The organism is Hyphomicrobium sp. CS1GBMeth3, assembly GCF_900117455.1.
GTDB lineage: Bacteria > Pseudomonadota > Alphaproteobacteria > Rhizobiales > Hyphomicrobiaceae > Hyphomicrobium_C.
Window position 1 is genome coordinate 1109081 of the sequence record NZ_FPHO01000003.1, and the last position, 24096, is coordinate 1133176.

Genomic DNA, 24096 nt, shown 5'->3' on the forward strand with positions numbered 1-24096 from the left:
ACCTTTGCCGAGCCGTCACGTGCACGCGAGGCCACATCGATGTCAGCACCCACGATCAAGCTCCATAAGGGCGACCTGCCCGCGGGCCTCACCTTCAAGAACAGCATCGCGATCGATACCGAGACCCTCGGCCTCAACCCGCATCGCGATCGACTATGCCTGGTCCAGCTCTCGGCCGGCGACGGCACGGCGCATCTGGTGCAGCTCGACCGCGCCACGTATGACGCCCCGCGCCTCAAGGCACTGCTGACCGACCCCGGCGTGCTCAAGATTTTCCACTTCGCGCGCTTCGACCTAGCCGCGATCGAGCGCTACCTCGGCGTGATGGTCGCGCCCGTCTACTGCACCAAGATCGTCTCCAAGCTGGTACGCACCTACACCGATCGCCACGGCCTCAAGGATCTTGCGGCCGAGCTGCTCGGCGTCGAGCTGTCGAAGCAGCAGCAGAGCTCCGACTGGGGCGCGCCGACGCTGACCCAGCAGCAGCTCGCCTACGCCGCCGCCGACGTGCTGCACCTGCACGCGCTGAAGGAGAAGCTCGACGTCATGCTGGCGCGCGAGGGGCGCGAAGCCTTCGCCACCGCCGCCTTCTCGTTCCTGCCGACCCGCGCCAAGCTCGATCTCGCGGGCTACGAAGACGTGGACATTTTCGCACACTGAGCAAAAGCCAGGCTCGCGGGACGGAAATTGCTGATAAAAAGCCCGTCGATCAGTCCCAATGTCACCCCATTCGCGGGCGATGGTCGAGGGTGCTTTGAAAAGTGCGGATACCGGTTCTCGACAGAAGCACGGCAAGACAGAGATCTGGCATCCTTCGCATTTCGTTGAAACGGGGGAGCCGAAGATCTTCGCCCGTGCAACGCTGCATCGCTCCGGTCTCCACCGGCCGACAGTCGCGCGTTCGCGCAGGGAAGGACCAGTGAGGCGGAACGCGGGGGAACCCCAATGGTCATGACCGCTGACCAGTCAATCAGCATGATCGGAAGCGGTCGGCCCGGCGATGGCATCGTCATGGAGGTTGACCGCACGAAGGAGTTCCGCAGCGCGGGGCGCCGCACGGCGCTCGTGCGCACTTTGCGCATCGCCTTTCCGCTGACCGCCGTGGCGCTGCTTGGTGTCTACGCGCTCTCGATCGTGCAGACGGCGGGCCTCGTCGGCCAGGAGACGCTGAGCGGCATCTCGATCCGCAAGATCCTGCCCGAGGACCTTGCCATGAAGAACCCGCGCTACGAGGGCTTCAACAAAGATGGCGGCAGCTATGTCTTCACGGCCAAGACGGCGCAACAGGATCTGACGATCCCCGGCGTCGTCACGCTGAACGACATCACGGGCGAGGTCTACCAGCCGGACAAGACGCGCACGGACATCACGGCCAAGCGCGGCATCTTCAATAACGAGAAGAACCTGCTCGACCTCTACGAGCAGATCAACGTCGACTCCCAAAGCGGCCTCAAGGCTCGGCTCACGCGTGCCACGATCCTTACCAAGGAGGACTTGCTGACCTCGGAGGAGCCGGTCCTCGTCGAGTTCCCGAACGGCTCCGTGCGCTCGAAGCGCATGACGCTACGCCAGAAGGCGCGCGAGGCAACGTTCGCCGAGGAGGTCGCGGTCGTGCTGACCCCGCCCGCCGACAGCAACAAGAGCGTTCCCGTCGAGGGCGCGCCCGCCGCCGCAGAAGGCGGCACTCTGTTCACGCCGTCGAGCGGCCCCATCAACATCGCTGCCCAGCGCCTCGACATCAGCGACACTGACAAGACGGCGCTGTTCACTGGCAACGTGCGCGCCGAGCAGGCCGGCTCCACGATGACCACGCCCGAGCTCCAGGTCATCTATGAAGGCGAAGGCATGATGGGCGGCAGCGCCGAGCCGAAGCCCGCCACCGGTGCGGCATCGCCAGCCGGCAAGCTGAAACGCATCATCGCCAAGGCACCGGTCGTCATGCAGCGCGAGAACGGTGACGTGGTCACGAGCGAGAGCGCCGACTTCGACGCCCTGGCCGAAACGGCCGTTCTTGTCGGCAACGTCGTCATGACCTCGGGCACCGACCGGCGCGCCGTCGGCCGGCGCGTCGAGATCAACGAAGCCGACGGCACCATCGCGCTGATCGGAGATGTCACGATCACACAGGGTGGCAACGAGTTGCGCGGTGGTCACCTCGCGATCAACCGCACGGCCGGCACCGCCCGGCTGACGAGGCCGCCCGAAGCGACCGCCGGCCCGGGCCGCATCAGCGCGCGCCTCCTGCGCAGCGGCGACGGCAATGGCACGGCCACCAAGGCAGCCGCTGGGAGCAGCCAGGGTGCGGGCGCGTTCGGTTCGTTCCGCACGGATCCCAACGCACCGGTCAACCTCACGTCCGACTCACTCGATGTCGACGACACGCGAAAGGTTGCGGTCTTCCGCGGCGAGGTCAACGCCGAGCAGGATTCGTTCAAGATCCAATGCGCCGAGCTGTCCGCCTTCTATTCGGGCCAGGCAGGCCTCGTCGAAGCCGCCAATCCGGGAGCCTCGAAGAACGGCGGCGCCGCCGCCGAGCTGACGCGCATCGAGGCACGCAGGAACGTCCATGTCACCGCCTCCGACGGCCAGAAGGCTACTGGCGACTGGGCCGACTTCGACGCCAAGGCCAACCGCATCGTCATGGGGGGCAACGTCGTGCTGTCGAAGGGCAAGAACATGGTTCGCGGCACGCGCCTCGTCATCGACATGACGACCGGGGAGAGCAAGATCGACACCGCGCCTCAGAACACGGTCGCGGCGCCCAAAGGCGGGGGCTGGACGACCAACGCGCCCGCCGAGGCAGCCCCCGCGAGCAAAGGCCGCGCAAGCGCCGTATTCTTCCCCGAGGAGATGCAGGAGAAAAAAGGCGGGGCCAGCAAAGGCAAGGCCAAAGCCCCGTCGAATACCGATTCCGTGGACGGTTGGTCCGCCACGGCCGCCCCTGACGGCAGCGCGGGCGGTCCTGCGAATTGACAGCCCCTGCCGAAACCGGCTCGAATGGGCGAGCTTTCCCGATGCATCCTGAACACGGCAGACCACCCGCATGAGGTTGTGGCCCCTGAAACCGAAGCCGGCCCTGCCGGAGCCTGATCCGTACGCCGGTCATGTCGGCGGCGCGAACGGCTACGGCTATGCTTCGATGGACGAAGCCTATGCTGCCCACCAGGGCTGGCTCGTCGTCGACAACGTGCAGAAGAGCTACAGGAAGCGCATGGTCGTGCGCGGCGTCAGCCTCGCCGTCGGCCGCGGCGAATCCGTGGGCCTGCTCGGCCCCAACGGCGCCGGCAAGACCACCGTGTTCTACATGATCACCGGCCTCGTGCCGGCCGACGCCGGCCGCATCACGATCGACGGCCAGGACGTGACACCGCTGCCAATGTACCGCCGCGCGCGTCTCGGCATCGGCTACCTGCCCCAGGAAGCGTCTATTTTCCGTGGCCTGACGGTCGAGCAGAACATCATGGCCGTGCTTGAGCTGGTCGAGCCCAACCGCAGACGCCGCAAGGAGCAGCTCGACAGCCTGCTCGAGGAGTTCCACATCACGCGGCTGAGGAAGTCACCGTCTATGGCGCTCTCGGGCGGCGAGCGGCGCCGCTGCGAGATCGCGCGCGCGCTCGCCTCGCGTCCCTCCTTCATCCTGCTCGACGAGCCGTTCGCCGGCATCGATCCCATCGCGGTCGGTGACATTCAGGAGCTCGTGCGGCACTTGACAGACCGCGGCATCGGCGTCCTGATCACGGACCACAACGTCCGCGAGACACTGAGCCTAATCGACCGGGCCTACATCATTTACGATGGTCACGTTCTGACACAGGGTAAGCCCGCGGAAATCATAGCCAATGAAGATGTCCGGCGCGTCTATCTGGGGGATATGTTCGTTAACGCCCGTTGAGTATAGCCTGGGGCTCGAGCCTGTTCTGGAACAGGGCGCCACGAGCCAGGACCGTGCGGGGACCCTTTGCGCGCCGACGTCGAGATGCATGAGCATCATGCAACCTGAGGAATGTCGGCCCGGGCCGAACCGTGGGCGTGTACGCTCGGCGGCCTCCAGAAGCCGGAGCCTGAAGGTCTAGCATGGCGTTGAGCGCAAAGCTCGAGTTGAGGCAAGGCCAGCAACTGGTGATGACACCCCAGTTGCAGCAGGCCATCCGTCTGCTTCAGCTGTCCAACCTTGAGCTGAGCCAGTTCGTCGAGACCGAGCTCGAGCGCAATCCGCTGCTCGAGATCGACGACGCGTCAGACACCGCGCCGAAGGCCGAGCGCGAGCCGGACGGCGACACGCCGGTCGAGCGCAGCGAGAGCGCGGGCGAGGAGGAATGGCTGGACCTCGGCAAGCAGGTCGCGGAACCATCCGATAGCTTCGACGGCGACTTCGACGGGTCCGATAGCGATGCCGCTCCCGGCATGGCGGCTGACGGACTGGACTCCGGCTGGGCCAGCCTGCGCCAGCGCACGAGCAGCATCGACATCGACGACATCAACCCCGAGACCTTCGTCTCCAGCGAACCGTCTCTCCGCGATCACCTGAGCGAGCAGCTCCCCCTCGTCGTGCACGATCTCGTAGAGCGTCTCATCGGCCAGTACCTGATCGATATGGTCGACGAAGCGGGCTACCTGCAGGCGGATCTCGATCAACTCGCGGTAAAGCTCGGCGCCCCGCTCGCGCTGGTCGAGACCGTGCTCGCCAAACTGCAGACGTTCGAGCCGGCCGGCGTCTTCGCGCGATCCCTCGCCGAGTGCCTCGCGCTCCAGCTCAAGGAGCAGAACCGCTACGATCCCCAGATCGCCGCCCTTCTCGACAACCTCGACCTGCTCGCCGCGCACAACATGGCGGCCCTGCGCAAGGCCGTCGGCGCCGACATGAGCGAGATCACCGAGATGATCGAGGAGATCAAGCGGCTGAACCCGAAGCCAGGTCTGCGATTCGGCTCCGTTCAGCTCCAGCCTGTCGTTCCCGACGTGCTCGTGCGCGCCGCATCCGACGGCGGCTGGCTGGTCGAGCTCAACAGCGACACGCTACCCCGCGTCCTGGTCAACCGCACCTACTTCGCCGAGGTCAACCGCACGGCGCGTACCGAGAAGGACAAAGGTTATCTGCTCGATTGTCTGCAGACGGCGAACTGGCTTGTCAAAAGCCTCGATCAGCGCGCCCGAACCATCCTCAAGGTCGCCGAGGAGATCGTGCGCCAGCAGGATGCCTTCTTTACATACGGTGTGCAGCATCTGAGGCCGCTGAACCTCAAGACCGTCGCCGACGCCATCTCGATGCACGAATCGACCGTCTCGCGCGTCACTTCGAACAAGTACATGGCGACGCCCCGCGGCATCTTCGAGCTGAAGTACTTCTTCACCTCCGCCATCCAGTCCGCCTGCGAGGGCGAAGCGCACTCATCCGAGGCTGTTCGCCACCGAATTCGCCAGATGATCGACGGCGAGAGCGCGCGCAGCATCCTCTCGGACGACAAGCTCGTCGAGCGCCTGAAGGCCGAGGGCATCGACATCGCGCGCCGCACGGTGGCCAAGTATCGAGAGGCCATGCGCATCCCCTCATCCGTGCAGCGCCGCCGCGAGAAGCGCCTGGCCGAGCGGATTGCGCGCTGACGGATTTTCCCCTTTCTTTCGCGGGCGCTCACTCCTCTGTCGCGCCGCAGGATTGACTCCCCGGACGGTCCGATCTAGCGTCCCCGGACAAGGCTACCCGATGCACAGGGGACCGGACAAAGAATTGTAATAATTACAGAAAGTCTATGATATCGGGCGTTGCGGGGCGCCCCGACAAGCTGTCTGCGAATAGGGACAGGTGAGTCGTGAACAGCATGTGGGGAGACCGGCATGCGCGGAGCAAAGCACCGATGAAACACCGCAAAACGAACCACAAGATCAAGTGAACGTTGTAAACGACCGCGCCAACCGCTGAAGCGGGGCGATTAGGGGTGGGAACGCCGATAGGCGAAGGAAAGGTGGGCCTTTGGCAGCGAGTGGAACAAGCGTGCAGCAAGCCTGTTTGTGACGTTTGACATCCCGCTCGTCGTCGTACGGCACGATGTGTGCAAGACTGACTTTTGGTGCAGGAACTGAAGCGTATCGAGCGTAGAGGGCATGGCGTGCAACCGCAGCCCGCGCCGAGGGGGCTGGGGCGCGCCGGAGACTAGACGACGATCGGCAGCCAAGGCAGTCGATCACTGACCCGATGGGATCGGACACATGGATTTAAGCGATCTATTGGCACCCGGCGGGATCTATCCCGCGTTCGAAGCGACCAGCAAGAAGCAGGCGCTTCAGGAGCTGTCCGCGCACGCTTCCGAAGCAACCCAGATCGACCAGCGCCTGATCTACGATACGCTGGTTCAGCGCGAGCGCCTGGGCTCGACGGGGCTTGGCCGCGGCATCGCCGTGCCGCACGTCAAGTTGCAGGGTCTTTCGGGCATCGTGTGCCTGTTCGCACGCCTCGTGAAACCGATCGATTTTGAGAGCCAGGACGACGAGCCTGTCGACCTGATCTTCCTACTGCTGGCACCCGATCACGCCGGCGGCGATCATCTGAAGGCGCTGGCCAAGATCTCGCGTCTGGTCCGCGAGCCGGCAGCGCTCGAGCGCCTGCGCTCGGCGCCCGATCTGCAGAGCTTGAAACACGCTCTGACACTGCCTGCCGCGTCTCACGCGGCCTGAGCCACGATCAGCAGAAATAGGCGGCAGGCATTGCCGCCTCGGCTCTTAGCCGTAGACCGCGAGCGCCGCGAGCCCCGCCAAGCCGACCACGATCCGCCACCAGGCAAACGGCGTGAACCCGTGGCGCCCGATGAAGTCGAGCGCCAGCTTCACGACCGCAACGGCCGTGACGAACGCCATCACGAACCCGACCGAGATCGGCAAAGCGTCTTCCACGTGGAGCCGCTCCCAGTTCTTGTAGAGGTCGTAGACGAAGGCACCCGCCATCGTGGGCAGGGCGAGATAGAACGAGAACTCCGCAGCCGTTCTCTTGTTTGCGCCGAGCAGCAGCGCACCGGCGATCGTAGATCCGGAGCGGGAGACGCCCGGTATGAGTGCCAGGCACTGGAAGAGACCGATGCCAAAGGCGCGCGACGGAGGAATGGCCGCAACATCGCTGTAGCGGGTTTCGAGCTTCAGCTTATCGAGGCCGAGCAGCAGAATACCGCCAACGATCAGCATCACGCAGATGAGAACCGGCGTCTCGTACAGCACCTCCTTGATGAAGGCATGCAGAATGACGCCAAAAAACGCCGCCGGCAGAAAGGCTACGAACAATCCCGCAACGAACCGGCGCACGGTAGGATCACTAGGCAACGTGTAAGCCATGTGGATGAGGCGCCCGAAATAGACATAGACGATGGCGAGGATCGCCCCGAGCTGGATCAGCACCTCGAATGTCTTGCCGGGGGACTCGAAACCGAGAAAATGACCGGCAAGCAGAATGTGGCCCGTGGACGAGACAGGCAGAAATTCCGTAAGTCCTTCCAAAAAACCGAGCAGGATAGCTTGCCAAATCGGCATGGGACGAGGCTCTCCGGATGTGAAGGGGGGCTTGCGATCGAACTCGGAAGAGGCGGAAGGTGGGAAGGCTCGGTAGCACGTTTAAAGAAACGAGGATACGGTTCGGGCGCGGCGCACTCATGACACTGAAACGCGCGACCCTTTAGATTTCACCTAGGAAGCCATGCACACGTTGACGCAGTTCAGGCTCTGCCCGAGATCGCGCTCGATCCGTCTTGCGCTGGCCGAGCTTGGTCTCGAGGCTACGTTGGCGGATGAGCGCCCCTGGGAATGGCGTCCGGAGTTTCTGGCATTGAACCCCGCGGGCGAGTTGCCTGTGCTCGAGCTGGACGGCGGCCCCACCCTCTGCGGGGCATATGCCATTTCGGAGTATTTCGCAGCGCTCCCGGAAAACACCGAAGCAGCAACACCCCGAGCACCTCTGTTCGTCGGCTCGCTCGATGATCAGGCAGAGCAGCGCCGCCTCGTTGACTGGTTCCACGGCAAGCTCGATCGCGAGGTGACACGCGAGCTGCTCATCGAGCGCGTCTATGGGCACCTGATGCAAGGCCAGGCACCCGCACCGGATCCGAGCGCGCTACGCGCCATTCGCTCCAACATCCGCTATCATCTCGCTTACGTGAACCATCTCGCGCATGACCGCCGTTGGCTCGCCGGCGACGAGCGGAGCTTCGCAGACCTCGCCGCAGCCGGTCATCTTTCGACGATCGATTACCTCGGTGAGATTCCCTGGGACACGTATCCGGCGGCAAAGGCGTGGTACATGCGCATGAAATCCCGGCCGTCGTTCCGCACGTTGCTGTCCGACCGCATGCCCGGCATCGCCCCGGCGCCGGTGTATGCCGACCTCGACTTCTGAGGCGCAGAGTGCTGCGATGATGCAAACCTCCGAGACGCTGAGCCGCCCGCGAGCTGGCGCCGACCTCAAGGCGGCACTGGCCGATCGCGCGCACGCGCTCGGCTTCGAGAGCATGCGCATCACGCGCCCCGACGCCATCCCTCAAGCCGCCGGCCGGCTGCGGGCGTTCCTCGCCAAAGGTCGCCACGGCACCATGGACTGGATGGCCGCCAACGCCGAGCGGCGCGGCGACCCGCGCACACTTTGGCCGGAGGTGCGCTCGGTCGTCATGTTGGCCATGAGCTACGCCCCCGAGACGGATCCGATGCAGGCACTAACTAATCGGCACATCGGCATTATCTCCACCTATGCCAAGCGCAGCGACTATCATGATGTCATGAAGGGCAAGCTGAAGGAGTTGGCCGGCCTCATCGAGCGCGACACCGGCGCCCCCGTGAAGGTCTTCGTCGACACTGCCCCCTTGATGGAAAAACCGCTGGCCGCCGCCGCCGGTATCGGCTGGCAGGGCAAGCACACCAACCTCGTCTCGCGCGACGGCGGATCCTGGTTCTTCCTCGGCGCGGTTCTCTCGGCCGCCGATCTCGAGCCTGACGCCCCGGAGGTTGACCATTGCGGGAGCTGCAGCCGCTGCCTCGACGTCTGCCCGACCAACGCTTTCCCGGCGCCCTATCAGCTCGACGCGCGCCGCTGCATCGCCTACCTGACCATCGAGCACAAGGGCCACATCCCCGAAGAGTTCCGCGAGCCGATCGGCAACCGCATCTTCGGCTGCGACGACTGCCTCGCCGTCTGCCCGTGGAACAAGTTCGCCGCCGCGGCGCACGAAAGCCGCCTCGAGATAAAACATGAGCTCGACAACCCGCCGCTTGCCGACCTTCTCACGCTCGACGATGCAGCCTTCCGCGCCCGCTTCCGCGGCACGCCCGTCAAACGCACAGGCCGTGATCGCGTCGTGCGCAACTGCCTGATCGCAGCCGGCAACTCCCATAATCCTGCTCTGCTGCCGTTGGTCGAGACATTGCTGAACGACGCCTCGCCGCTCGTTCGCGCCATGGCCGTCTGGGCCTATCGGCGCCTCGCACCCGCCGAGGCCATCGGAACCGCCCGCGACCGCCACGCACCGGCCGAGCCTGATCCCGATGTTGCGAGGGAGTGGGCATGAACCGACGCCTGTTCTGCTTCGGCCTCGGCTACACCGCCGAAGCCTTCGCCCGCCGCGTGCGTGCCCTGGGCTGGCAGGTCGCCGGCACCGCGCGCACGCGCGAAGGCGTCGAGCGCATCAAAAACCTCGGCTACGACGCATTCCTGTTCGACGGCGAGGAGCCATCACACGACGCGGGTGATGCCATCGCCCACGCGACGCACGTGCTGATCTCCGCCGGCCCTGACGCAGCGGGCGATCCCACACTGCGTCACCACGGCCGCAACCTCGCAGACGCCACCCGCCTCGGCTGGATCGGCTACCTCTCCACCATCGGCGTTTACGGCAACTCTTGCGGCGAATGGGTCGACGAGACGGCGATGCCGCACCCCGGCTCCGATCGTACGCGCCGCCGTCTCGCTGCCGAGGACGACTGGCTCGCCTTCGGCCGCACCTACGGCAAGACCGTGCAGGTGTTTCGCCTCGGCGGCATTTACGGTCCAGGCCGCAGCGTTATCGAGGACATCCGCGATGGCACGGCGCGCCGCATCGTGAAGCCCGGCCAGGTTTTTAACCGCATCCACGTCGATGACATCGCGACCGTGCTCGAAGCCGCAGCGGACGGGCGCGGCACGCATGCGCTCTACAATGTCACCGACGGCGAGCCGTCGCCGCCGCAAGTGGTCGTCGAGCACGCCGCGCATCTGCTTGGCGTCGCGCCACCGCCAGAAATTCCGTTCGATGAAGCACCGCTCTCACCGATGGGCCGCAGCTTCTACAGCGAGAATCGCCGCGTGAGCAGCCAGCGCATCCGGGACGATCTCGGCGTCACGCTGCGCTATCCGAGCTATCGCGAAGGCGTCGCCGCGATCCTCGTCGCGCTCGAATCCTGAACGGACTGTCAGCATTCATCCAACTTGTTGCCGAAATCGCGGTGGAGAATGCTGCAATACCTGCTGACGCGCGGCTCGTTCCGTTCAGGCGTATTGCATGTCATTCCTTTTTCCAAGTCCAGGTCGTGCCATGACAATCCGAAGGTGTGCCCCGCTCACGGCCATGGTCGTGGGCTTTTCTTTTGCCGTCCCCGGCCCTGCCACGGCTACCGACAAGGCCGCACACGCCATTGCCGAGAAGTTTGCCGGCGGCGCGGAGCGCGAGGAAACAAAGCGCAAGGAAGATGCGGAGAAGCGCCAAGTCGCCGAGGCCAAGCGCAAGGCGGAGGAAGCCAAGCGGAAGAAAGCGGAAGCCGCACGCAAAAAGGCGGAAGACGCAAAGCGGCTAGCGGCGGAAGAAACCGAGATGCTGGAACGCGCGCGCCGGGAAGCCGTCGAGCGCAAGGCCGCCCAGGACAAAGCCCGCGCCGAGGAGGATGCCGCGCGCCTTGCGGAGGAACAGCGTCTCGTCGAGGAGCAGCGCATCGCCGAAGAAAAACGTCAGGCTGAAGAAGTACGCCGCGCGGAAGAGCAACGCCTTGCCCAGGAGCGCGAGGAAGCCGAACGTGCCGAGAAGGCTCAACGTCTCGCCGAGGAACAGCGCATCGCCCGCGAAAAATACATGGCCGAGCAGCAGCGCCGCGCAGAGGAAGAGCGCCAAGCCGAGGAGCGCCGGGTCGCAGACAAAGAACGCCTCACCGAAGAGGCACGCCGTGCGGAAGAGCAGCGCCTTGCCCAGCAGCGCGAAGAGGCCGAGCGCGCCGAGAAGGCCCGTCGTCTCGCCGAGGACCAGCGTATCGCTCGCGAAAAATACATGGCCGAGCAACAGCGCCGCGCAGAGGAAGAGCGCCAAGCCGACGAACGCCGCATCGCTGAGGAGAAACGCCTCGCGGACGAAAGAGAAAAAGCCCTCGTCGCTGCGCGCGAAGCCGAGCATCACCGCCTGACCGACCGCCTCCTGCGCCTCGACGAGCAACGCAAAGAGGATGCGAAGCACCTTGCTGAACGGCCGATGGGTCTCGGTGTACCACCTCCGGCAGCCAACACTCTTGCCGATCATGGAACGCAGTCCGTGCCGCGGCCCCCTCTAACAGGCGCCGCCCCCACAATTACGCGCGTGACAGTGCTGCTGGTCATGGAGCCGGGCACGCGCGGCATCCGCCGCTACGGCAAGAAGACGGCCGACCCTGTCCTGTGCTCGGGCCCGACATGCTGGATCAGCGGCGGCTCAGACGAGACTGCATCCGCCAAGCGTCGGCTACAGGTTCTTGGCTCAGGCAACACGCTCGGGGCTCGCGCCGCCGACTGCAACCACCACCTCGCCTGCGCCTTCCGCAACATCGACCTCAAATCTCGTGTTGCAACCGTGCAGCCGGTCGACCTGCGCATCCTGCGCCACGACCGAAGGGAATTCCTGCCCCTTGAGGCCGACCCGTCGTGCCGCGTCACGGGCGGCACGCTCACCTGCGCCAAGGTCTACACAGCCCGCACGTGGCGGGCCTGGGTCGTGCCGGAGAACATCGCCGAGCAGGCCGGCGCCGAGGCGCTGGAGGCGGCTCTCGCCAGCGGCCTCTCGGCGCGCCCGTCCACCGCTCTGATCCCGACGCGGTTCTGAAAGCTGCCCTTTCAAAACAACGTCCCGCGGACATCAATGCAAAGGCGCCATCCGATCGAGATGGCGCCCTTTCGTTGACAGCTACGGCACGCGGCTAATTCAGCGTGCGCTTGACGTCGCCCGTCGCGACTTGCTGCGTCGGTGCCCGCGCCACGAGCTGAAGCTGCTGCTCGAGCTGCAGCCAATCCCGGTCCGTGCGGCGCGGATTGGCGACGAGCGCCTGATGCACCCGACGCGCCATGGCGAGAAGCACCTGCTCATCTCCGCGCAGCGTGCCCGCGCCGCTGTCGGGCTCGAGCTGATCGACGAGATCGGCCATCACCGCCTCGTAGGGCCCCTGCGGCAGGAGCATGAGCACGTTCCAGTTCTGCTCCACCTCTTCGAACGCGTCGGCGAGCTGCTGACGCCGCAGCCCTTCCTCCGCCTCGAGCGCAGTCTCGAGGTGGGCAAAGGCACGCTCCAGGCGCGCGTGCACATGCTGGTCACGCGCACCAAGCTCCTGATCAAGAAGCCGATTGGCTTGTCTCAAGGCCAGCATCGCGTCGCCCGCGAGCCGAGCCGCTTCATAGGCCGAGCCCGAGAGAGCCGTGAAGGACTCGCCTTGAAGGCCGAGCGACTCCACCAGCGCCGCAAGGTAGCTGACCGGCTCGGGATCGCTGGCATCTTCGGGGCCAGCCTGCCGCGTGTGATCGGCGATCGCCTGCGGCTTCGGCGTCAGCGAGCCACCAAAACCAACCTTCGCACGTTGTACGCTTCCGATCTGCGCAACGCGCGGCCCTGCCCGGCCGACCTCGCGCGCACGGATGCGCGCCAGCGTCTTGTAGAGATCCTTGTGCACGAAATAGGTATCGGGCCGCTTGCGGTCGCGCTGCACGACGTTGAACGTCGCGCCGCTGTTCAAGACGTTGAGGATTACGGGCCGCGACTCCTCCGGCGCCTCGCCGAGTGCCAACTCGGCCGTGAAACCTTCTGCCTCGTCGATGGGCACAAGCTCGGCCAGAACCGCCTCGCAATTGTCCGCCACATGAGGCAGCAGTGCCACGACGACCTGGTCCTCGAGCTGATCCATGATCAGCCCGCGCTCCGCCTTGTCGCGGTTGGATTCGAGCTCGCGCTTGATGACGGTGTTGAGGAACTCCAGAAGCTCCGAGCGCACCAGGTAATGCCCGGGCTCGTTGCCACGCCGCACTGCGCCGATGATGGCGCCGGCGTTCAGAACGTCGCGCACCTGCACAGCCGTCTCCGGGTCCAGCTCGTCGAGCCTGACCTCGTTCGAATAGCCTTCGACGTTCTCGATCGGATGCATGGCCTGCGAGACGAGGCGCGCCTTGCGGAACGTGTCCGGAAGCAGCGCCGTCTCGATCATGGCGTTGAGCTCCTGCGAGTTCCGCGCCTTCATCGACGGCACGTCCGAGAGCGGCGAGCGCACCGCGTTGGCCCCGAACAGGCCGGTCATGAAGATCAGACTATCGATGCCGATGGCGATGGCGAGCGCCAGATAGGCCAGCCGGTTACCGTCCTGAAACGCGTTGAGCGTCACGACGAAGTTGTGAGCCTTGTCGTCGCGGTTGAGATCGATGAACGACAGGCGCTCGCCGAGCGTATTGGCATCCGCGCTAGGCAGTCCCGAGTCGCGCAGACAGTTGCGCCCGAAGCCGAGGAGCGGATCGACACCGCCCACGGTCGGGATCTTCTCGCCGCCCGCGCAGTTCGCCGCGAACACCTTGAGACCCGTGTTGAGCGCGAACACGGCAGCCGCCGCTTCCACCGCCTGCTTCGGATCGCAATCGATGTCACGCACGCGCTCCTTGGTGGCGGCCGTGCTGATCATGGCATCGTAGAGCTGCACGCAGTGCTGATGCAGCGAGCCGAGCTTCTCGGCCGAGGGATCCTGGCGGAACTCCGCACGCGCCCGCTCGAAGGAGCCACGCACGCGCGCCGGATCGACCTTCTGACCTTCCTGCCCGAGCTGCGACGACTCCGCCGCCGTAATGCGCTGCTCGGCGGTCACCGCCTCGCCCTTGAGCTTCGCCAGTTCGCCATCGACACCGGCCAGCTCCCGCTCGATCTGCGTAATGCGCGTGTCGACCGTATCGAGGCGCTTCTGCGCGTCCTTCACACGCTCTTCCCCGATCTTGTAGTAGTCGCGAAGCCGACCGAGCTCTGACATGCGCTCGCGATAGATCGGTCCCTTGCCCACCTTGAGCGAACCTTCGACGCCTTTGTCCTCCGCCATCGCCTCGACGCGCTTAGCATCGACCTCGCGCGCGCGGCCGTCGAGCTCGGACTTCTTGGTCGCAAGGTCCGCCGCGAGCCCCGGTCGCTCCGCCTTGAGGCGCGACAGCTCATCGGTGAGCGTCACCTTCTTGCCGGCGAGCCCGGCCTGTCCGCTGGTCGCGGTCGCAATGCGCTCCTGCTGCTCAGCGATCGAAGCGCGATGCGCCTCCATCTGGCGCGTGAAGTGTGCCTCGATCTCGGCCTCGGCCCCTTCCGACGCTTTCGATAGCGCGCCGAGCTGTTGCTCGTAGGCATGCCAGCCCTCGCTATGAAACAGCCGTTCGGCCTCGGTTATCCGGCGGCTGGAAATCGTCTCGCCGACGTCAGCAACAACGCCGGCGACCTGATTCTTGGCCCGTATCTCGGCGGCGCGCGCGCGCTGGTCCTGGGGGAAGACGACGTTGAACCGACTGTCGAACGAGAAAAAGACGCTGGTCGACATACAGACCAGGAACATCACCCACAGCATGGCATTCTTGGCGATGATCCTGACACCCTGAGTATAGGGCCGCACCACGTCGCTCTTTGAAAAGATCATGATGCCGGCGACGGCAAGCAGAACGAGCCCGGCCGCGGCAAGACCAAAGAACAACTGGTCGTTCGAGATGCCGAACTGAACGATACCCGCCACGACGGCCGTCAGCACGAACGCAAGCCCAAGCAGCGAAAGCGCAATCATCGGCGGGCTCACGGAACGCTGGGAGCGGCCGCGCATCTGGTTCATTCCGGTGGCAAAACTCTCGCCGATGAGCCACGCGGTGATCAGCATGACCGCTTGGATACCGAAGGTGAACATGGCCGAGAGCACGGACTCTCCAGTGAAGTTCCGCATTCCGTCCCACGTGACCCAACCGCTGGCCATCGACATGACAAGCGCCGCGCTGCCAATCAGCGCCAATCGCCAGTTCGTGAAGAAGACCTTCTCGGCTGCGGCCCATACGCGTGGCAAAACCCGCACCAGCGCCGCGGCGATCGCGAACACCATGAGCGCCATGATGATCCAGTTCGCCGCCTGAGACGCCGAAATGTCCTGCGTGATGTTTGGCAGTGTTGGAAGTGACTGAACGACCCCGTCAGCAGTGGCCTTGACGTCCCAACCCATTTCTCAGGTTCCCTGTAACGCTCCTGACCGCACGAAGCGCGGGCGCACGCCGCCCGTATGGATACTTCCTTAGTGCCATTCCCAGCCTTTATCGCGGCGGGATTGCGGCGCGCCAATCACATGACGGCAAATTAATGTCGTCTGATAAAACGCTGCAACGCGGGGCGATCCGTCGCGACGTGCCTTATGTAGGACGCAGCGATGGCTATCGCGCCGCCTCGAACAACGCGGCAAGCCCAAGCCCGCCGATGGCACCGAGCGTCGCAACGCCGTAGCGCCCCGCGTCCGGTTGCGGTGCGCGAACGAGACGCGAGAAGAGCCGCACGGCCAGAACCGCGCCCGCCGCGCCGAGCGGATGCCCGCGCGCAATCGCTCCCCCATCCGGATTGATGAGATCAGGATTGATCTCCAAGAGATCCGCCATCGCAATCTCTTGCGCCGCCGAGCTCTCACTCAGCTCGAAGACGGAGACCTCATCGCGCCGAAAACCGTTCAGCCGGTCGTAGAGCTTGCGGAGGGCTGCAACCGGCGCCTCACCATCGCAGCCCGGCGCGACGCCGAGCGCGGCCGCCGACCGGAGCACCAGCGCGCCGGGCTTGCCGCGTGCTCGCCAGACGCGGGAGCTGACCACCACGACGAACGCAGCACCGTCGTGCAGGCTACTGGTATTGCCGGGGGTCAGCGTGCCGTCAGGCGGTGTGAACGGCGTCATCTCGGCAAGGTCCTCCAGCGCCGGCTCGACCACGCTCTGGTCGCGCGCCTCCTCGGCGTTACCCCGGAGCGGCACGATCTCACCGACGAAGCGGCGCGCCTCACGGGCTGCCTCGGCCTTAAGGAAGGAGCGCAGCGCTACCGCGTCCTGCCGCGCCCTGGAGATGCCGAGCCGCCGTGGCAGATGCTCCGACGCCTCGAACGGCACCGGTGCGTCGGCGGTGTCGGCCCCTGCGGGGTCGACCCGCAGGAACTGCGGAAGCTGGTAGAGGCTGCGCGGCTTGGCAACGCGCCAGGGCGCCGTGGAGAGCGATTCGGCTCCGCCGGCCACCACCACATCCGCATCTCCCGCCTGCACGAGACGAACCGCGGCCAGGATAGCGTCGAGCCCCGAAGCGCATTGACGATCGATGGAATGGGCGGCGACCGTCTCCGGCAGACCGGCCGCAAGAGAGATCAGCCGCGCCGGATTACCGCCTTCCGACGCATTGCCGACGATCAGCTCGTCGACCTCGGAGGCGTCGATCTCCGCGTCCGCCAGCGCCGCCCGCACCACGGGCGCGGCAAGGTCGGCGATGCGGCGCGACCGGTGCAATCCTCCGATACGGCCGAGCGCCGTGCGCCGGGCGGCAACAATGTAGGAGGGGACAAATGCCATAGACAAAATACGCAGCGAGCATCAAAGCGCGCGCATATCCCCAAAATCCCCTGAGGCGCGCTACGGAGCCAGTAACGACTTAAACATGGCAAAAAGCAGGTGCTTTCAATACTTCCGCTTTACACTTCCGACGCCCCGCCACCATGCCGCTTTACACATTAGATCACGATCAATTCATCGGGCGAAAATCCTCCCGGGAGGATTTCTCTAGGCAGTGCCGCGTCCCATGATATTGTGTAACGAAACAACAGGATCCGGCAGGCAGCAGGACATGTCCGACACGACAGCCCCCACCATCTTTCCGACGGTTGAAAAGCCCAGCGGCCGCCGCTTGGCCAAGGCTGTGGAGCGGGCCAGCGAAGAGTTCGCGGCCAAGAACCTGCGCTTCACCAAGCTGCGCCAAATGGTCTACGAGGAGATCGCTTCGACATACTCGTCGATCGGCGCCTACGAGATCCTGGCCCGCCTCGCCGACAAGGGCACGCGCGTCGCCCCGATCTCGATCTACCGCGCCATCGACGCCCTGCTCGAGGCCGGCGTTATCCACCGCCTCGAGAGCAAGAACGCGTTCTTTGCCTGCCGCCGCCTCGACCATCGCACCGGGCGCCGTCCGCTGTTCCTGTCTTGCGAAAAGTGCGGCGCCGTCGGCGAGGTCGATGGCCAGCACATCTTCGACCTGATCAGCGAGGCGGCCATTGGCGCCAACTTCACGCCTCGTGTTAAGTTCGTCGAGGTTCAGGGCCTTTGTCCGCGCTGCAAGGCGGAAGGCAAGGGGTAAGGCTCATCGCGCATGAGCGATCGTCAGGCAGAGACCGAGGGGTCTGAGACCACCTCCGCGGCGTCGGCGCGTGAGCACGCGGCCACGCATGCACACACCCATGACCATTCCGGAACGTGCTGCGGGCATCAGCACCACCCGCCGCCGTTCGATCCCAAAGCTCTGATCGGCGCCCGCGGCCTCAAGGTCGTACGCTCCGGCCGCACCATCCTCTCCGACATCGACATCGACATTCACGCCGGCGAGATCGTGACCCTGATCGGCCCCAACGGCGCCGGCAAGACCACGCTCGTGCGCACGCTGCTCGGCCTCGAGCGCCCGGACGGAGGATCGGTCCGCCGCCGCCCCGGCCTCAAGATCGGCTACGTGCCCCAGAAGTTCGACATCGACCGCACGCTGCCGATGACAGTCGCGCGCTTCCTCGCCCTCGGCGACGGCGCACGCAAGGACCGCATCGCTGACGTTCTGAAGGAGGTCGGCGCCGGTCACGTGGCCAGCCAGCAGCTCGGCGATCTGTCGGGCGGCGAGCTGCAGCGTGTCGTGCTCGCCCGCGCGCTGCTGAACGATCCCGACCTTCTCGTTCTCGACGAGCCGGTGCGGGGCGTCGACTATGTGGGCGAAGCGGAGTTGTATGGTCTGATCGGCCGCCTACGCGACAGCCGTGGCCTCGGCGTGCTCCTGATCTCGCACGACCTGCATGTCGTCATGGCCCAGAGCGACCGCGTGATCTGCCTCAACCGTCACGTTTGCTGCTCGGGCGTGCCGGAGACCGTCTCCCAGCACCCCGAATACGTGCGGCTCTTCGGCGCCGAGCAAGCGCGCAACTTCGCCGTCTACCAGCACCATCACGATCACCGCCACGATCTGGCGGGCGACACCGCCACGCCCTCCGATAGCTCCGCCACGGGGGGACAGAAGTGATCGACCTGGAGCCGTTCGTTTTGCGCGCGTTCGCGGCTGCGCTGGCGCTCGCTGTCGTCGCAGCCCCGCTCGGCTCGCTCGTCATCTGGAACCGGATGGCCTACTTCGGCGAGACCGTCTCGCAAGCGAGCCTCATCGGCATCGCGCTCGGCCTCTTCCTCGGCATCGACATCACGGCCCCGGTGATCTTCGTGACGCTCCTCGTCGCGGGCATCCTGATCCTGCTCTCGCGCCAGAAGATCGTGCCGCTCGACGCCATCCTTGGCCTCATGCACCACGGCGCCTTGGCGCTCGGCGTCATTCTCACGCTTGGCCTCAGCGGCCCCGCCGTCGACCTGATGAGCTACCTGTTCGGCGACCTCTTCGCCGTGACGACGAGCGACCTCTACTGGGTCTACGGCGGCGGCGCGCTGGTGCTGGCGGTGCTCGCCTGGCTCTGGCAGCCGATGTTGCGCCTCGCCGTGCACGAGGAGCTGGCCTCGGCCGAGGGCGTCGACCGCGACGTCGTCAAAGCGATCTTCATCGTGCTCCTTTCGCTGACCATCGCCATTGCCATCAAGATCGTAGGTGCCCTGCTCGTCATCGCCTTCCTGATCGTGCCGGCCGTCGCCGCCCGGCCGCTCTCCGCGACGCCCGAGCGCATGGCCGTCCTTGCCGCCGCTATCGCGGCGCTGAGCGTCTTGCTCGGCATTTCGCTGTCACTGAATTTCGACGTACCCGGCGGCCCCTCGATCGTGCTCTTCATGGCCGTGATTGCGGGCCTTTCGGTGGGCTCGGCCGCATTAGGCCGCCGTAATTAAGGGCTGCGGCGGCGCGCCCTAGCCCGCCCCCGCTGGCAGATGTCACGAACCTCGGCTACATGAGAAGCATGGCTCTGAATGATCCAATGACCGACGCCCCGGATTCGCCCATTGCTTCCCGCCGCTGGTCCGTACCTGTGGACGTAGCCGGCGTCGTCGTCGGCGGCGCAGCGCCCGTCGTCGTGCAGTCGATGACCAACACCGACACAGCCGATGTGACCTCCACCGTCACCCAGGTGGCCGCACTGGCGCGCGCCGGCAGCGAGCTCGTGCGCCTCACCGTCGACCGAGACGAGGCGGCCAAAGCCGTGCCCCACATCAAGGAGCAGCTCCTGAAGCGCGGCGTGCGCGTGCCCCTCGTCGGCGACTTCCACTACATCGGCCACAAGCTTCTTGCCGAGAACCCGGCCTGCGCCGAAGCGCTCGACAAATACCGCATCAATCCCGGCAACGTCGGCTTCAAGGACAAGAAGGACCGCCAGTTCGCCGACATCATCGAGATCGCTCTGAAGCATGGCAAGCCCGTGCGCATCGGCGTCAACTGGGGCTCGCTCGACCAGGAGCTGCTGACGCGGCTGATGGACGAGAACGCGGCTGAGCCCAATCCGAAAGACGCGCGCGAAGTCATGCACGAGGCCATCGTGCAGTCGGCGCTGCTTTCCGCTGAGCAGGCCGAAAAGCTCGGCATGGGTTCGGAGAAGATCATTCTCTCGGCCAAGGTCTCGGCGGTGCAGGATCTGATCGCCGTCTACCGCATGCTCGCCGAACGCTGCCGCTACGCGCTCCACCTCGGTCTCACCGAAGCCGGCATGGGCTCGAAAGGCATCGTCGCCTCCACCGCCGCCCTCGGCGTTCTGCTGCAGGAGGGTATCGGCGACACCATCCGCATCTCGCTGACGCCCGAGCCCGGCGGAGATCGCACGCTGGAGGTCAAGGTCGGCCAGGAGATCCTGCAGACCATGGGCTTCCGCTCGTTCGTTCCGGTGGTGGCCGCCTGCCCCGGCTGCGGACGCACCACGTCGACCGTGTTCCAGGAGCTGGCGCGCGACGTCGAAACCATGATCCGCGACCGCATGCCGGATTGGAAGACGCGCTATCCTGGCGTCGAAACGCTGACCTTCGCGGTCATGGGCTGCATCGTGAACGGCCCCGGTGAGAGCAAGCACGCCGACATCGGCATCTCGCTGCCGGGCACGGGCGAGAGCCCAGCCGCTCCCGTCTTCATCGACGGCAAGAAAGCGATGACGCTGCGCGGCCCCAACATCGCGTCGGATTTCAAGACCCTCGTCGAGGACTACATCGAGCGCCGCTTCGGCGTCGGCGCAAAGCGCGAGGCCGCCAGCGGTTAGCGGAAGGCGGATGTCCGAAGAGTTACTGGAAGCGCGACCTGTTTCCGCGAAACCGGCCTCAGCCAATCGACAGCGACACGCTCGACGAGATGATCATGGGGCTCGGGCCCGATGCCCCGTGTGCGTTCAAAAGCGCCAGATCGGGCGTATCCATTTCGCGCACACCGACCGTGCACCTCCACAGATCGCCTGTCTCGGCCATCCCCAGAGGCTTCGCCACCAGAGGCGTCAGCTGCGCATTCCGCACGGAAAGCTGGGCCAATCCGCACACATAGGCTTGTGCCATTGAGGTGGAAGGGTAGAGTGCTGCGCTCAAGAAAGGCCGCACCTCACCTCATGCCAAACATCGCACAGTATGTTCTCGATCAGCTCTTTCTCCGCTGGCGTTCGCCGGATGCGACAAGGCAAGTCGGTGCGCTGCCCTACGCCGTCATCGAAGGCCGTATCGTATTTCTGCTCGTCACGTCGCGCCGCACCGGCCGTTGGATCGTGCCGAAGGGCTCCGTGGTCGAAGGAGAAACGCCGTGGCGCTCGGCCGAGATCGAGGCTCTCGAAGAGGCCGGCGTCGAAGGCATCGTCGAACACGAGCCTATCGGCACCTACCGCACCATCAAGAAGGGCATGCGGCGCCGCGTCATCGAGGTCGATCTCTATCCCCTCCGCGTCACTCGGCAGCATGACACTTGGCCCGAGCAGGGCAGTCGCCAGCGGCATTGGGTTTTGCTCCGCGAGGCCAAGCACCTGCTTGCCGATCCTGCCCTCACCGACCTCGCGACCATGTTCAGCCGCCGCGTGGTGTCCCAAACTCAGCCCGTAACCCACCGCATCGACGCATAGAGCGCCGCCGCCAGCAGCGCCGCCGCCGGCACCGTCACGACCCAGGCCGCCGCGATTCCGAACACGTACTGCCGTCGCACCAGCCGCCTCTTCTCCCGCTTTGCGTAATTGAGGATCGCCTCCTCCGGCGTGCCGTTCAGATGCGACGGCTTGAGAAACACCGACCGCGGCTTTACCGCCAGATTCGGCACGCCTTTGTTGGTCAGGATCTCGCGCAGGTATCCCACCCCGAATACCGCCCCGATTGCGACGTGCGTCGACGACACCGGCAGCCCCATGGCCGAGGCCACCAGCACCGTGATTGCCGCCGATAGCGCCACGCAATAGGCCCGGATGGGATCCATCTTGGTGATCTTCTCACCCACCGTCCTAATCAGTCGCGGTCCGAATAGCGTCAACCCCAGCGAAATCCCGAGCGCACCGATCGCCAGCACCCACATGGGCAACGCCACCTGAGCTTCAACGCCGGCCTCCGTCTGCGCCACCGACACGATCGCCGCCAGTGGTCCCACCGCGTTTGCCACATCGTTTGCCCCATGCGCGAACGACAACAGCCCCACCGCGAAAATCAACGGCACGTTGAAACACCCGGCCACGTCCTTGCGCGTGTTCGCGATCACAGTAGCCCGCCGCACCACCAGCGGCCGCGACACCGCATAGCCCAGCACGAAAAACGCCACGCCGAACGCCAACACCGTAATGGCATCTGGTTTCCAGATCCGGCTTAGCCCCTTGCTCGCCATGTACATGGAGAACACACCAGCCATCAGCGCGACCAGGATCGGCACCCACCGCTTCGCCGCCATGATCCGGTCGTCGCGGAAGATGACGAGCCACTTCACCGATCCCAACAGAAACGCCGCGATCAGCCCGCCGCACACCGGCGAGATCACCCAGCTCACCGCGATCTTGCCAATCACTGCCCAGTTCACCGCCTCGACGCCGGCCGCCATCGCCCCGCTGCCCAGCACCGCGCCGACAATGGAATGCGTCGTCGAAACCGGCGCGCCGAGAAAGGTCGCCAGATGCAACCACATTCCCGCCGCCAGGAGCGCCGCCATCATCACCATGATGAACGAGTCCGTTGCGAGCCCGTGGTCTTTGACGATCAGATCCTTCGCCACGGTATTGACCACGTCCCCGCCGGCCAAGATCGCCCCAGCCGTCTCCGCAATCGCAGCAATGGCGATTGCACCCGCCATGCTCAGCACCCGGCTGCCGACCGCAGGCCCCATGTTATTGGCGACATCGTTGGCGCCGACGTTCAGCGCCATGTACGCGGCAACCACCGCAGCGAAGACGACAAGTAGCGTGTGCGAACTGTCTCCGAGCGCGAGACTGGCGGTGACAATCGAGCCGGCCATGAAGACGGCGAGCAGGCCGGGCGCGGCCAGCGACTGGGCGAGACTCCCCGTCGCCTTTTCCAGATGTCCGACTTTTTTCAGATCTTTATCGAGTGACGGCTTACCCATGTCGTGCCCGGTCCTCCCTCAGCGCCGGGAGCGAGCTAGCATCTAAACGCCGTCTTGTCACAAAACTGTCACTCAGCGCGCTCGCACCTTCCGTTCTGCGAGGCAGGATGATCGCTTACGGTCAAACTCCGACGTGACCTCACCGAAATTCGGACACCGGCTGGCCCTCACGGGCGAGGCGTCATGGTCACGGCCTAGCCCCGCCCCACCCTCACCCCTCGATCCAGGCGAGAGCTCCCGCGCCGCATGTCGAGGCCATCGCCCGATAGGCCGCCTCGAACCCAGCGGTCGGAAATGACAGCGTGAGCGGGCCACCCAGAGCCGAGGCACCGCTCATCTGCACCTCTCCCTCGTGAGCGCTGAGTGCACGCACGATCTCTCGCAGCCACGCAGAACGCGGCTCCAGAGCCATCGCGATCTTGCCTCCGCCGGCCCGCAGCGGCAGGCGCTTGTCACCGGCCGAAACCACGACCGGCGTGGCGGCTTCGAACTGTCCCTTTGTCCCGAGATCGATGTCGATCTCGTCATCACGCATCACTTGCCGCTCGCGGCCGAACCTCAGCACGGGACGTTCCGTCACCAGAACCCGACCGTCGATACGGCTCGCGCCGGCAGAGATCTCGCAGCGCTCCGGTCCCATCACGAGGAACCAGCGGCCGTGCACCGCCGCGCCGCGCACAATGTACGGATCGAGATCAATAGGCTCGTCGAAAAGGCGGTTCAGGAGCTCCTGGTCGAGCGTGCCGGTCTCGCGCACCCCGACCGTGTGCTGGTAACGCTTAAGCGCCGTGCGAATATGGGGAAGCGCCGACGTGTCGCTGCCGTCGAGATGACCGAGCCTGCCCAGCACGAGCGCAACGCGTGCCCACACCGCCTCCGCATGGGCGGCGAGCACCGGCAGACCGTTCTCGGCAGGTTCATGCTCAGCGACAGCCCAAGGCACCGCGGCCTCGCGTTCGTCGTCGCTGCCGAACAGATGCATGAGAAGCATCGCCAGCGAGACAACCACCGCCCCGCGCAACACGTAATCGGGCCAGCCAAGCGAGGTGGATTTCGCCCGCGCCTTGTCGGAAGGGGGTAGCTGTTCGTCCTGAGGCATGCGGGATCCCGGTGAACCGCCGCGAAGCTGCGC

General features: G+C 65.4%; 20 protein-coding genes. 14 read left to right on the top strand and 6 right to left on the bottom strand.

Annotated features, from left to right (window positions below):
• Positions 1 to 39: 39 nt before the first annotated feature.
• The 5 genes from CS1GBM3_RS12490 to CS1GBM3_RS12510 all read left to right on the top strand — a co-directional run bounded on the left by CS1GBM3_RS12490 (position 40) and on the right by CS1GBM3_RS12510 (position 6669).
• On the top strand, positions 40 to 660 hold the full coding sequence (locus CS1GBM3_RS12490; protein ID WP_072395682.1) for a ribonuclease D: 621 nt from the start codon (positions 40 to 42) through the stop codon (positions 658 to 660).
• Positions 661 to 951: 291 nt separating this feature from the next.
• Positions 952 to 2973, top strand: coding sequence for an LPS export ABC transporter periplasmic protein LptC (gene lptC / locus CS1GBM3_RS12495; protein ID WP_171946490.1), 2022 nt, complete (start codon positions 952 to 954; stop codon positions 2971 to 2973).
• A gap of 70 nt (positions 2974 to 3043) precedes the next feature.
• The gene (gene lptB / locus CS1GBM3_RS12500) at positions 3044 to 3892 is read left to right on the top strand and encodes an LPS export ABC transporter ATP-binding protein (protein WP_072395684.1); all 849 of its coding nucleotides are present in this window, start codon (positions 3044 to 3046) and stop codon (positions 3890 to 3892) included.
• 182 nt (positions 3893 to 4074) lie between these two features.
• Positions 4075 to 5601 (top strand): RNA polymerase factor sigma-54, encoded by a 1527-nt coding sequence (rpoN, locus tag CS1GBM3_RS12505; protein ID WP_072395685.1) that lies wholly within the window; start codon positions 4075 to 4077, stop codon positions 5599 to 5601.
• Positions 5602 to 6204: 603 nt separating this feature from the next.
• Positions 6205 to 6669: a PTS sugar transporter subunit IIA gene (locus CS1GBM3_RS12510; RefSeq protein ID WP_072395686.1), complete on the top strand. Its 465-nt coding sequence runs from the start codon at positions 6205 to 6207 to the stop codon at positions 6667 to 6669.
• A 45-nt stretch (positions 6670 to 6714) separates the two neighbouring features.
• Here CS1GBM3_RS12510 and CS1GBM3_RS12515 read toward each other — a convergent pair whose 3' ends face one another.
• A complete protein-coding gene (locus tag CS1GBM3_RS12515) occupies positions 6715 to 7512 on the bottom strand; it encodes an undecaprenyl-diphosphate phosphatase (protein ID WP_072395687.1) in 798 nt (265 codons plus the stop codon).
• A 163-nt stretch (positions 7513 to 7675) separates the two neighbouring features.
• On the opposite strand from CS1GBM3_RS12515, the gene CS1GBM3_RS12520 reads away from it, so the two are divergent.
• Genes CS1GBM3_RS12520 through CS1GBM3_RS12530 form a run of 3 tightly spaced genes read left to right on the top strand, consistent with a single transcriptional unit; the run spans position 7676 to position 10405 of the window.
• Positions 7676 to 8371: a glutathione S-transferase family protein gene (locus CS1GBM3_RS12520; protein ID WP_072395688.1), complete on the top strand. Its 696-nt coding sequence runs from the start codon at positions 7676 to 7678 to the stop codon at positions 8369 to 8371.
• Positions 8372 to 8387: 16 nt separating this feature from the next.
• The gene (gene queG / locus CS1GBM3_RS12525) at positions 8388 to 9533 is read left to right on the top strand and encodes a tRNA epoxyqueuosine(34) reductase QueG (RefSeq protein ID WP_072395689.1); all 1146 of its coding nucleotides are present in this window, start codon (positions 8388 to 8390) and stop codon (positions 9531 to 9533) included.
• Complete coding sequence (locus CS1GBM3_RS12530; protein WP_072395691.1) at positions 9530 to 10405, top strand: SDR family oxidoreductase; 876 nt, start codon at positions 9530 to 9532, stop codon at positions 10403 to 10405. The genes queG and CS1GBM3_RS12530 overlap by 4 nt, the downstream gene beginning before the upstream one ends.
• Before the next feature lie 385 nt (positions 10406 to 10790).
• Here the strand turns inward: CS1GBM3_RS12530 and CS1GBM3_RS12535 are convergent, their stop codons facing one another.
• Positions 10791 to 11420: a hypothetical protein gene (locus CS1GBM3_RS12535; protein ID WP_139247909.1), complete on the bottom strand. Its 630-nt coding sequence runs from the start codon at positions 11418 to 11420 to the stop codon at positions 10791 to 10793.
• 141 nt (positions 11421 to 11561) lie between these two features.
• On the opposite strand from CS1GBM3_RS12535, the gene CS1GBM3_RS12540 reads away from it, so the two are divergent.
• Positions 11562 to 12059: a hypothetical protein gene (locus tag CS1GBM3_RS12540; protein ID WP_139247910.1), complete on the top strand. Its 498-nt coding sequence runs from the start codon at positions 11562 to 11564 to the stop codon at positions 12057 to 12059.
• Between the two features lie 94 nt (positions 12060 to 12153).
• On the opposite strand, the gene CS1GBM3_RS12545 is transcribed toward CS1GBM3_RS12540, so the two are convergent.
• Together CS1GBM3_RS12545 and CS1GBM3_RS12550 are read right to left on the bottom strand one after the other, a co-directional pair.
• Positions 12154 to 15438 (bottom strand): hypothetical protein, encoded by a 3285-nt coding sequence (locus CS1GBM3_RS12545; RefSeq protein WP_072395694.1) that lies wholly within the window; start codon positions 15436 to 15438, stop codon positions 12154 to 12156.
• A 205-nt stretch (positions 15439 to 15643) separates the two neighbouring features.
• Positions 15644 to 16807, bottom strand: coding sequence for a thiolase family protein (locus tag CS1GBM3_RS12550; RefSeq protein WP_072395695.1), 1164 nt, complete (start codon positions 16805 to 16807; stop codon positions 15644 to 15646).
• A gap of 271 nt (positions 16808 to 17078) precedes the next feature.
• On the opposite strand from CS1GBM3_RS12550, the gene CS1GBM3_RS12555 reads away from it, so the two are divergent.
• From CS1GBM3_RS12555 to CS1GBM3_RS12580, 5 genes are all read left to right on the top strand, one after another.
• Positions 17079 to 17585, top strand: coding sequence for a Fur family transcriptional regulator (locus CS1GBM3_RS12555; RefSeq protein WP_072395696.1), 507 nt, complete (start codon positions 17079 to 17081; stop codon positions 17583 to 17585).
• Between the two features lie 12 nt (positions 17586 to 17597).
• The gene (gene znuC, locus CS1GBM3_RS12560; protein WP_072395697.1) at positions 17598 to 18506 is read left to right on the top strand and encodes a zinc ABC transporter ATP-binding protein ZnuC; all 909 of its coding nucleotides are present in this window, start codon (positions 17598 to 17600) and stop codon (positions 18504 to 18506) included.
• Positions 18503 to 19306 carry a metal ABC transporter permease gene (locus CS1GBM3_RS12565; protein ID WP_072395698.1) on the top strand — a complete coding sequence of 268 codons (804 nt, stop codon included), beginning with the start codon at positions 18503 to 18505 and terminating at the stop codon, positions 19304 to 19306. Before znuC ends, CS1GBM3_RS12565 begins: the two co-directional genes overlap by 4 nt.
• Before the next feature lie 86 nt (positions 19307 to 19392).
• Complete coding sequence (gene ispG, locus CS1GBM3_RS12570) at positions 19393 to 20655, top strand: flavodoxin-dependent (E)-4-hydroxy-3-methylbut-2-enyl-diphosphate synthase (protein WP_072395700.1); 1263 nt, start codon at positions 19393 to 19395, stop codon at positions 20653 to 20655.
• Positions 20656 to 20958: 303 nt separating this feature from the next.
• On the top strand, positions 20959 to 21492 hold the full coding sequence (locus CS1GBM3_RS12580; RefSeq protein ID WP_171946491.1) for an NUDIX hydrolase: 534 nt from the start codon (positions 20959 to 20961) through the stop codon (positions 21490 to 21492).
• On the opposite strand, the gene CS1GBM3_RS12585 is transcribed toward CS1GBM3_RS12580, so the two are convergent.
• Both CS1GBM3_RS12585 and CS1GBM3_RS12590 read right to left on the bottom strand, forming a co-directional pair.
• On the bottom strand, positions 21462 to 22964 hold the full coding sequence (locus CS1GBM3_RS12585; protein ID WP_072395703.1) for an inorganic phosphate transporter: 1503 nt from the start codon (positions 22962 to 22964) through the stop codon (positions 21462 to 21464). The two genes, CS1GBM3_RS12580 and CS1GBM3_RS12585, sit on opposite strands and share 31 nt — an antisense overlap.
• A gap of 211 nt (positions 22965 to 23175) precedes the next feature.
• On the bottom strand, positions 23176 to 24063 hold the full coding sequence (locus CS1GBM3_RS12590; RefSeq protein ID WP_072395705.1) for a hypothetical protein: 888 nt from the start codon (positions 24061 to 24063) through the stop codon (positions 23176 to 23178).
• Between the last annotated feature and the right edge of the window lie 33 nt (positions 24064 to 24096).